The organism is Bacillota bacterium (assembly GCA_023511485.1).
Classification (GTDB): Bacteria; Actinomycetota; Aquicultoria; order Aquicultorales; family Aquicultoraceae; genus CADDYS01.
Genome location: JAIMBH010000046.1, coordinates 1 through 10,613 on the forward strand (window position 1 = coordinate 1; position 10,613 = coordinate 10,613).

10 protein-coding genes are annotated in these 10,613 nt (G+C 45.5%); all 10 read left to right on the forward strand.

The features are described from left to right. Window positions 1–197 precede the first annotated feature (197 nt). The 10 genes from K6T91_11200 to obgE all read left to right on the forward strand — a co-directional run bounded on the left by K6T91_11200 (window position 198) and on the right by obgE (window position 10,508). A complete protein-coding gene (locus K6T91_11200; protein MCL6473357.1) occupies window positions 198–656 on the forward strand; it encodes a hypothetical protein in 459 nt (152 codons plus the stop codon). A gap of 53 nt (window positions 657–709) precedes the next feature. Next, complete coding sequence (locus tag K6T91_11205) at window positions 710–2,164, forward strand: MFS transporter (protein MCL6473358.1); 1,455 nt, start codon at window positions 710–712, stop codon at window positions 2,162–2,164. A gap of 307 nt (window positions 2,165–2,471) precedes the next feature. Beyond that, window positions 2,472–3,395, forward strand: a complete 924-nt coding sequence (locus K6T91_11210; protein MCL6473359.1) for a NapC/NirT family cytochrome c — start codon at window positions 2,472–2,474, stop codon at window positions 3,393–3,395. A gap of 331 nt (window positions 3,396–3,726) precedes the next feature. Beyond that, window positions 3,727–4,722 (forward strand): ABC transporter substrate-binding protein, encoded by a 996-nt coding sequence (locus K6T91_11215; GenBank protein MCL6473360.1) that lies wholly within the window; start codon window positions 3,727–3,729, stop codon window positions 4,720–4,722. Then, entirely contained in the window at window positions 4,676–5,521 is an 846-nt protein-coding gene (locus K6T91_11220; GenBank protein MCL6473361.1) for an ABC transporter ATP-binding protein, read from the forward strand. The genes K6T91_11215 and K6T91_11220 overlap by 47 nt, the downstream gene beginning before the upstream one ends. Next, window positions 5,508–6,251 (forward strand): ABC transporter permease, encoded by a 744-nt coding sequence (locus K6T91_11225; GenBank protein MCL6473362.1) that lies wholly within the window; start codon window positions 5,508–5,510, stop codon window positions 6,249–6,251. The genes K6T91_11220 and K6T91_11225 overlap by 14 nt, the downstream gene beginning before the upstream one ends. A 175-nt stretch (window positions 6,252–6,426) precedes the next feature. Beyond that, complete coding sequence (locus K6T91_11230; GenBank protein MCL6473363.1) at window positions 6,427–7,935, forward strand: hypothetical protein; 1,509 nt, start codon at window positions 6,427–6,429, stop codon at window positions 7,933–7,935. A gap of 137 nt (window positions 7,936–8,072) precedes the next feature. Beyond that, window positions 8,073–8,486 carry a hemerythrin domain-containing protein gene (locus K6T91_11235; GenBank protein MCL6473364.1) on the forward strand — a complete coding sequence of 138 codons (414 nt, stop codon included), beginning with the start codon at window positions 8,073–8,075 and terminating at the stop codon, window positions 8,484–8,486. A gap of 329 nt (window positions 8,487–8,815) precedes the next feature. Next, a complete protein-coding gene (rpmA, locus tag K6T91_11240) occupies window positions 8,816–9,085 on the forward strand; it encodes a 50S ribosomal protein L27 (protein MCL6473365.1) in 270 nt (89 codons plus the stop codon). Window positions 9,086–9,239: 154 nt separating this feature from the next. Further along, complete coding sequence (gene obgE / locus K6T91_11245) at window positions 9,240–10,508, forward strand: GTPase ObgE (GenBank protein ID MCL6473366.1); 1,269 nt, start codon at window positions 9,240–9,242, stop codon at window positions 10,506–10,508. Window positions 10,509–10,613: the final 105 nt, after the last annotated feature.

Below are 10,613 nucleotides of genomic sequence, written 5' to 3' on the forward strand. Positions count from 1 at the left end.
GGACCAAAGTATATCTGCAAAGATGGGCCTGTCTTTTCTCTGGCTGAGCTAAACAACATAAAAGGGGACTTTTAAGGTTAACTTCTGTTTGTAATGTATCGTTTATACTGTACCGCCACATTCTAAGAGCCGCGCTTCGCCGAATCGTGATATTATAAAATCTAGCCATTTTGAAAATGAGGGTTGATGTTCTAGAAATGAACTGCAAAAATCATCCCGCGCGCGAGACGAATGTTTCCTGCAGCAATTGTGGTCAAGGGCTGTGTCCTGATTGCATGGTATACACGCCTGTTGGAATAAAATGCCGTGAATGTGCATCTCCAAGTAGAGGAATGCTAAGACAGGGTTATTCTTACCAGTATGCAGGTGCCGCTTTGGCAGGACTGGGTGTCTCGTTTACAGCCGGTTTAGTTTTATTTACGATACGTATATCGTCTTTTATCATTGCAATCGTTGCCGGTTTACTTATTGGAGAGGCTGTGCGTCGGGGTGCGAGGGGAAACCGTGGCCCAACGTTCGCAGCCATTGCAGCAGTATCTACTTTAGTTGGGTTGCTGATTCCTATGTTATTTATGGGCCATTTTGGACTTAGTCCAGTAAGCATTGTCTATATGTTGATAGTAACCGGTATTGCAGCCTATAGGCTTAATGGGTAAAACAATCTAGTGAAATCCAGTAAGCTACCTTAAAACTTTAAAGGGGTGAGCTCTTGAAAGTAGGTAATCCAGGCAATAGGGCAGATAACTATCGCTGGTATGTAATGATGACTGTGTTTATTGGCACATTTATGGCGCCGCTTGATTCGAGCATAGTCAATATCGCACTGCCAACTCTTTCTCAATATTTTTCTGTTGGAATAACCACTGTTGAGTGGGTAGTTATGTCATACCTTTTGGCTACCTCAGCGCTTCTTCTGAGCGCAGGTAGGCTTGGAGATATGTTGGGCCATAAGCGTATTTATATTACTGGTTTTCTCACCTTTACGGCTGCTTCAGCGCTTTGCGGTTTTTCGGGGACGATTGGTCAGCTTATTTTTTTCCGTATCGTGCAGGCTCTTGGCGCAACATGTATGCTTGCCACAGCTCCCGCGATCCTAACAAGAACATTTCCCCCGCAAGAGAGAGGTAAAGCACTTGGCATGATAGGTATAGCCGTTGCTATTGGACTTACCGTTGGCCCTACACTTGGTGGATTTATTGTCCACAACTACGGCTGGAGATGGATTTTCTTTGTCAACATTCCTATCGGGATTACAGTGTCTATTCTGGCTGCTTCAATTTTAAAAGAAGGCAAACTTGAGGCGGGCAAGAAGTTTGATTTTGCGGGTTCGATAACAGTCTTCGCTGCTCTTTTCTCGCTGCTGCTTGCTTTAAGTATGGGAAACGCCTGGGGGTGGCATTCGTTTGCTACACTTGGTCTGATTGTGACCGCAATACTCTTGGGCGTGCTTTTTGTAGTCATTGAAAGGAAAGTTCAAGATCCAATGCTAGATCTATCGCTTTTTAGGATACGCCTTTTTACGGCAGCCAACGCAAGCGCGCTTATCAACTACGCCTCGCTTTTCGTGGCGATAATTTTAACCCCATTTTATCTGCGCGATATTTATAAAGTAAATATCCAAACTACCGGGTTGGTCTTGACTGCTATACCGCTTATCACTGGGGTTATCGCGCCGTTATCAGGTACATTATCGGATAAAATAGGCTCACGCCTTCTATCATCGCTTGGCTTGGCGATAACTTCGCTGGCTCTCCTTGGACTATCACGTACCTCGGCGAGCTCCGGTTTAACACCGGTCGTGATTTTGCTTGGGACAATAGGGCTTGGTTCTGGGATGTTCCAGTCGCCTAACTCAAGCGCCCTCATGGGGGCTGTCCCCCGCCACAGACTCGGTATAGCATCGGGTATGCAGGCTACAATGAGGAATACAGGTATGGTGCTTGGTACAGCTTTGGCTGGTGCTATAGTTGCTACCTTTGCACCCAAGGGAGATAGCGATCCACATTTAGCGTTGGCAATTCATCTAGCATTTATAGTAGGTGCTATCATCGCTGCAGCAGGAGTCTTGACTTCGCTTGTCCGTGGGCCTGCAGTGCCTCAAGTAACTATGCCTGCTGAGCCTTCTTACCGGGAAACTAGAGAAAAAGTCGGAAATAGAGAATAAGAAAAAAGCAAAACTCTTACTGGTCTGCTATTGTAAAGCGAAAATCTGGTGAGTTAAAGCTCTCAAAAAGCTTTGGTCTTGGGCTAACCTGAAGATAAATGTGAGATCGGTGTGAGCAATCTAGTAATTTTGCCATTGAATTTGCTTGAGGTTGCCATTAAGACGGTTGGAAAGATCGGCTACTGACAAAGACGGAAACCAAAAACGTTAATTAAATAACTAACCCAATTGGGTTATATTGTATCTATTACTATCAACTGCTATTCTGTAAAAGGATAGTTTGCTTACAAGTTAACACACCAAGCATATGAATCTAAATCTCAAAGGTAGCTTACGTCTAAAAATAGTAATAATTGCGGCACTTGTTGTCATAATATTTCTTGCAGTGGCGTTTCCAGCAACCTCAACCCCCCGCTTCTGCGGTTCATGTCACGAGATGCAGAGTAACTACAAATCCTGGCAACGGTCTGTACATCACGACGTAAATTGCATTACTTGCCATGCAAAGCCGGGCCTTGTTAACTTAGTGCTTGATAAGTTCTCTTCTCTAAGTGACATCTACTCGCATTTTACTACCAACTCCAGTGAGTTAGTTTTAAATGATGATGGTTTACTGAGCAAAAGCATACCCTCAGAGAACTGTCTTTTGTGTCATAAAACGCTTAAGGATAAATCCAGTAACGGCCGGATAAAGTATGACCATAAAGCCCACGAGAAGGCTGGTTTTACCTGCGCCTATTGTCATAACAGGGTAGCCCATCCTGGATTTATTGAGCACAAGGAAAGAATTGCAATGCCGTTTTGTCTTGACTGTCACCGCAAAAAGAATGCAGCTTTGTCTTGCAGTACTTGCCATCCGCCCGGATTTAAACTTAAGCCTGCATCTCACGAGCAGAGTAATTGGATAAAGGCACACGGCCATATCAGCGACATATCGAGCTGCCTGCTTTGCCATAGTAAGAGCTCCTGTGATGATTGCCATGGAGCCCCATTGCCCCATCCAGAGGGCTGGCGCCAAACCCACAAGGCATGGGCTGAAAAGAGCAAAGATAAGTGTCTGCTATGTCATAAGGTCTCCGGCTGTGACAACTGCCACCGCACTGTAAACCCGCACCAACCTGATTGGATCTCGAATCACAACGAAGAAGTAAAAAAGAACGGTAACTCAAAATGTCTTAGCTGCCACGCGATTGGCTTTTGCGACAGCTGCCACGCTCAGTTTAGGCACTAGCCAGCAAGCACTAGCTGGCAGCAAGCCGCAAACCTAGTAAAGTGCTGAAATTTAAGTCTTAAGTTGCCAAAATGTCGATACATTTAATTTTGTTGCCGTAGTTATTAGCGCTGTGGTTGGGTAGACAAGTCAGTTATAGTTGAAGCTGCAATGAAGCAGTCTTGGGCATCTCAGTTATTTGCATTCGTTTGCCGAATGGATTTGAAGGGCTCATATGAACCGCGAACCATTTTATGCTAATATCCTCTTTAGCCATGCAAATATATAATTAAATAATCCAGCGGTGGATTAGCATATTTAGCGCAAATCCATTAACTTGAGGAGGAAATTGATGAAGAAACTTATCACCAGTTTACTTATTCTATCTCTTATCACCCTGGCGGTAGGGTGCAGCTCGGCAGCCAAAACAAAAACAGAAACAGCAGCAACGGCTAAGAAGAAGCTTACTGCAATAAGGGTTGGAATACTCCCCACAGAAGACGCCCTGCCAATTAGTGTTGCCGAACAAAAAGGTCTCTTTAAAGATAAAGGTCTTGATGTAAAAGTCACAGTTTTTAAGAGTGCGCAAGAAAGAGATGCTGCGCTGCAGGCCAAACAAATAGATGGCTTTATGGGCGATTTGGTTGCTGCAGCAGCCCTATACCAGGCTGGCACAAAAATCTCAGTTGTTGATGTTCTCCTTGGAAGCAAGCCGTCGGAGGGACGCTTTGGAATTCTATCTGCACCAAAATCTAGCATCAGGACGGTTGCTGACCTTAAAGGAGTTCCGATTGCTACATCGAGTAACACGATTACCGAGTACGTAATCGATCAGCTTCTTGCCGAGAACGGTTTCTCTGACTCTGATATTAAGAAGATTGAAATCAAAGCTATCCAGGTGCGCCTTGAGGCTCTGACCAATGGGCAGGCTCAAGCTGCCGCATTGCCCGACCCGCTTCTCTCTTTTGCCGAGCAGCAGGGAAATCACCTGATCATCGATGATTCGAAAGGCCGAAACTTGTCTCAAACTATTCTTTTGTTTAGAAAAGACTATCTGGATAAGAACAAGGAAGCGATTAAAAATATGCTTGCCGCAATAAATGAGGGCGTGGAGCTGATCAATAAAGATCCAAATGCATACCGTGAACTTCTGGTTGAAACGGCAAAGCTGCCAAAGCCAATAGAGGATAGCTATAAGATAAATACTTATCCTAAAGTGCAGGTGCCAACTAAGGCTGATGTCGATAGCGTACTTAATTGGATGGTTAAGAAAAACATTATCAAACCGGGTTTGAAATATAATGACTTGGTCAATCAGGAGGTCCAACCCGCTAGTGTCGGAAGTTGAGATCAGGGGGCTTGGAGTTGACTACAGCAATTTCGGCCGAACAGTAACAGCACTTGATAGAATCGACCTTACAATTCCATCAGGTGATGCTTTGGCCATCATCGGACCTTCTGGCTGTGGTAAATCAACGCTTCTTTATGCTTTAAGCGGTTTACTTAAACCTACACGTGGAAGCATCAAAATTGATGGGGATGAGCTAACCGCGCCACGGCGCGAAACCGCTTTGATTCTGCAGGATTATGGGTTGTTTCCCTGGAATACAGTCTTTGATAATGCCGCACTCGGCCTTCGGGTGCGGCATGTTTCGAAAGACCTTATTGATGATCACGTAGAAAAAATACTGAAACATCTTGGACTTTGGGATTTGCGAAATAGGTATCCAAGCCAGCTGTCCGGCGGGCAACGCCAGCGTGTAGCGATAGCCCGCTCGCTTGCATTAAATCCTGATTTGCTTTTAATGGACGAGCCTTTTTCTTCGCTCGATGCATTAACCCGCGAAGATTTGCAAAACACCTTGCTTGAGATATGGAAAGAGCGGAATGCAAACGGAAGTTTTAAGCGCAATAAAAATAGCGATTCGACACCGCTAACTATGGTGCTTGTCACGCACAGCATCGAGGAGGCTGTCTTTTTAGGTAAGCGTATTGCGGTAATGTCCCCAGGGCGCATCACTGCAATAGTTGATAATATAGGTATGGGTGAAGATGGCTACCGCAATACCGCCGACTTTTACGACCATTGTGCAAGGCTTCGCGGGATGCTAAAAAATGGAATAGGGGCGGAGTTTGGTGTTGGATAAAGCTAGGGGATATGTTGGTGCGACCATCTTACTTTTTGTTTTCTGGTATGGTTTGTCGCTTCTTCTTGGAACCCAGGCTCTGCCATCACCCATTAGGGTTTTTGGCGATTTCTTCCGGCTGATACCTGGAGAACTCGGTAGGCATTTTGCCGTTAGCTTTTTCAGGGTCACTGTAAGTATTATACTTGGTGTATTGCTTGCGCTACCAGTTGGCTTGGTCCTTGGCCAGGAAGAGTGCTTAGACCGTTTTTTTGCGCCGCTTATATTTATCCTTTATCCAATTCCAAAGATAGTTTTTCTGCCAGTTTTGCTTTTACTTTTGGGGTTGGGCAACGTCTCTAAGATTGTCCTTATAACAGCGATAGTATTCTTTCAGATATTAGTTACAACCCGTGATGCTGCACGCGGGATTCCAAATCAAATAATAATTTCTATGAAATCTTTAGGTGCCACCAAGCGTCAGATATATAGACATGTCGTATATCCGGCTAGCCTACCGAAGATGTTTACCGCATTAAGAATAGCCGCTGGGACGGCTATTGCCGTCTTGTTTTTTGCAGAATCTTTTGCGACTCAGGAGGGACTTGGCTATTTTATAATGGATGCATGGAGTCGCTTTAATTACTCCGATATGTTTGGCGGTATCGTAGCTATGGCTCTCATGGGCCTTATCATCTATGAGTTGCTTGATTTAATTGAGCGTCGCCTCTGCCCCTGGACAAAACTCTAGCCAGTCGCCTGGTATCTTCCGCTAATTAATAAATTACCAGTGGCCTTTACAAATTTTCAGGAAAATTTAGGCAAAAATCTTATTTTTAAACTCAACAAAGCCGATGTTAATAGACAGGCTAGGCTTTAGTTGCTTTTAAGTTTGCCGCCTAAGGCGACAAACTGGGGTTTTATGTATGGCTAAGAGGCTGCTGTTTATAATATTTGCGATTATATACTTTTTTGTATCGCCTGGCTTTGCACTTGCCGGGCAGGGGCAGAAAACCGATGGGTCTATATATTGGACCTACGCGGATAGTGCAGATAGTTCGCCAAAGACTGAAGGGGGCTATGCTCCATTTTCTGATTCTGGTGGCGACCCGTCTGCCGGATCAAAATATACCAGTAATCCCCATGGCGGTTATGGTGCCTATGGTAAAAAATGTAGCATTTGCCATGCAAGTCACCGTTCAGAAGGCGCCTACTTTTTGCTAAGGGCAGATTCTAGGGATGATGCATGCATTTATTGCCATGTTGGAGGTAGCTCACGCTCCAATAAAATAGTATACCGTTTAAGCCCTAACGGAATACTGACAAAAAATGGACATACAATTGGCGCAAGCGCGACGATTCCTGACAGCTCCGTCTATCAATGGTTAAGCAATAAGACTATCACAAGCATCGACGGGAACGGCAATACTATTCAGGAAACCATTCAAATCCGCAGTTACGATTCGACTGCTAATAAAATGTTTAGATTCGCACGACACCACGGCCAGAATGTTGCGGGCAGCAACAGGGAGGGGTATTTAAGAATCGGTCCTCTGGCACTCGGTTGCACAAGCTGCCACCAGCCGCACGGGGCTACCAACACGATTTGGAGGCCGACTTCACTTGAAACAGGTGCCAAACTGCTCGAGGGGTATAAACTCTTAAAACTATCCCCCTCAGGGTCTATATGGGGTTCGGCGACTTTTTCTGATAATGCGGGCAACACTTGGACGGAAGATTATGATGAGGGCATGAGGACATGGAAAGCTTACGGAGAGTTTGATGTCAATAACCAAAAGGTATACGTCAATGCTAACAATATTATAACAGTGCCGGAAACGACAATGACGGCTGCCAATACCGGAAACGACGGGGTGTTTCCGAATACCATATATACGAAATTTGAGGGTGTAACCGATCCTACGCAGATGCGGGGTTCTGTCCGAGACCCGCAAACTATTAACCAATATGCACTATCTGCGTGGTGTGCCGATTGCCACAACCTAGATATCGGGTATTGGAAGGGTTTAGCAAACACGGAGCTCGGTTATAAAAATCACGCAGATAGAACGCACCCGGTACCGTTTACTGGAGCTAACAACGGCCCGGGGCAGTGCTATAGTTGTCATAGGAATGACCTTCCTGCAGACCCGATATACTCCTATTATGATTCAGAGAATGTTTCCTGTGAGGCTTGCCATTTTGGGACTAGCACTTATAAGGCTGTGAGAGAGGATATCAACGGAGACGGTATCGCGGGAGATTATTCCGACTTTCCGCATAGTGGCCAGGAAAATTCCATTAAGCTGCTCGGCAGCTACGTAGGGTTTTTGGATGATTCTGGTAATCGCCAAACAAAAGAACAAACCATTACTGAAGACAACCTCGATGGTGTGTGCAAAAGGTGCCATACCGGTATCGGTGTTAACCATTAGGTAGTTATGCGGTAATTCCCTCAAAATAACCTTATTAAACTTTTAATCTCTGGCTATAAAGCCCTTAAGTTTCTTATTCGAACGCCGATCATTATCCTAGTTAAGGTAGAAACCACAGCAAAAGAGGAGGAACCACATTGTTAAACCTAATCGACCAACTTAGACTGGAACACACGGAGCTATCCACTTCCTTCGGAAGTCTCAGAGATATCGATATCTCAACAGCAGAAGGCCGTGAGAAACTAAAATCTATAAAAGTAACATTACTAGCTCACTTAAGAAGAGACAATGAAGAGTTATACCCAAAACTACGTGAAGTAGCTTCCAACGACCAAAAACTCCAGCGCACCATTGAATGGTTTACCCGCGACACCGCAAGGATATCGGCTGTACTTATACTATTCCTCGACCAATACGCCGATGGAGGCTCAAAGATCGCGTTTATGCGCGACTTCAAGCGCCTAAATACAATCCTCAACGCACTTATCAAGCAGGAAGAGCAACTTATTCTTGACGAATTAGACGATACGATTTTGGGTATGGTTGCATAATAATGCAGTGCAGCAGATGCATTAAAGAAGCAGGTGCATTAAAGATTAATTATCAGGTTATCTAGCAGTAGCAAGAAGCCCTGTGACTTAAAGAAGCATTATGCGGCGCTTCGGCAATAATTAATCAAGCCTCTTGTGGCTCAACATCTTAGTGCTTGATAGCTGCTACAGACTAGTAAAATCCATAGCTATGGAAGCATTTGCAATGCCCATCAATCGGTAGCTGCCGAGCATGCGGTTAAGACCTTTAATTGACAAAAGTTAAAACGCCTCATATAATGGGCTGGATGCCTTATTTTTAAAGTGTTTCTGCTAACGAGGTGAGATAGATGGCACATAAAAAGGGAATGGGAAGTACCCGAAATGGTCGAGATAGCCATTCAAAAAGGCTGGGTGTCAAGGCATTTGGCGGACAATATGTAACGGCCGGAAGCATTATTGTACGTCAGCGCGGCACAAAAATTAAGCCAGGTCAGAACGTTGGTCTTGGTCGTGACTACACTATTTTTGCCTTAATGGATGGTTATGTGGTTTTTGAAGGCGAGGGTAAAACTGGCCGTAAGGTTAGCGTACTAAGCGAGGTCGTTGGGCAAGCTTAAACAGTGCTAAAAGTTGGTAAAGCCACAGGAAACTGTGGCTTTTTTAGTTTAAAGAAAACCATCAGCTTTTAGCTATCAGCGGTCGGGGAAGATACAAATAACGCTAACCGCTGGTGTCTGACAGCTGATGGTTTATAGAGAGTGACGAAAAACTATGTTTTTAGACGAGGCTAAGATATTTGTAAAAGCAGGAGACGGCGGAAACGGCATTGTCAGCTTCTTCCGAGCTAAATACATCCCAAAAGGGGGACCCGATGGGGGAGATGGTGGCCGCGGCGGAAGTGTGGTCCTAGAGGTCGATGAGGGATTGCGCACCCTCATGGATTTTCGCTACCAGCGTCATTTCAAGGCCGAGCGGGGTCAGCATGGCCAGGGCGGAAACAAAAAAGGCAAAGATGGCGAGGATGTCATATTAAAAGTTCCGCCTGGCACTGTGGTGAAGGATGAGAAAGGCAACCTTCTTGCCGACCTGGTAGAGCCTGGCGAGCGTGCAGTTGTCGCCCGAGGAGGCTTAGGCGGCCGCGGAAACGCCCGCTTTGCCACACCAACCCGCAGGTCTCCATCTTTTGCCGAGAAAGGAGAGCCCGGTGAGGAGCGCTGGATTATCCTTGAGCTAAAACTACTTGCGGATGTTGGACTGGTGGGCTTTCCAAATGCAGGAAAATCCACGCTAATTAGCAGGATATCGTCAGCTAGGCCAAAAATCGCTGATTATCCGTTTACAACCCTTGCGCCAAACCTCGGCGTTGTAAGCCTATCAGACGGCCGCAGCTTTGTTGTCGCCGATATTCCCGGACTTATTAAAGGAGCGCATATAGGCAAAGGCTTGGGCCATGGGTTTTTAAAGCACATAGAGCGAACAGGTGTTATAGTTCATATCCTGGACCTTGCTGGGCTGGAGGGCCGCGACCCTATAGAAGACTTTGAGGCGATAAATGAGGAGCTTAGGCTTTACGACCCCGAGCTTGCGACACGTCCCCAGATAGTTGCGGGAAACAAAATAGATATCCCTGAAGCGGAGCAAAACGCCGTCCGGGTTTCGGATTATATGAAGCAGAAGGATGTACCGTTTTATCCCATCTCTGCAGCGGTTGGAATGGGTGTAGATAAGCTTCTTTATGCGATAGCAGATACACTTGACAGAATTGAGCGTGCGCCAATCAAGAGGGAGGCCAAAAAGGTCGCCCCAGCCCCGAGACCCGAAGAAATCAGCGTGTTTAGAGAGAATAATATCTGGGTCGTGCACGGTGTAAATGTTGAGCGCATGGTTGCTATGACTGACTTTGACAATGAGTATGCAATTATTCACCTGCAACGTCGCCTAAAAGCAATCGGGGTTGAGGATAAGCTAATCGAGGCCGGGGCTAAAGAAGGCGATACTGTTCGCATCGGCAAAATGACGTTTGATTTCTATCCCTCCTAAACCTCTTGGGGACGTTCCTGAAAAAAAGAAAAACAAACCGAGGTTTTAAGTTTTTAAGGAAAGTACCCGATTTGCCCCATGTGCAGCGAAACACCTTACGAGGAA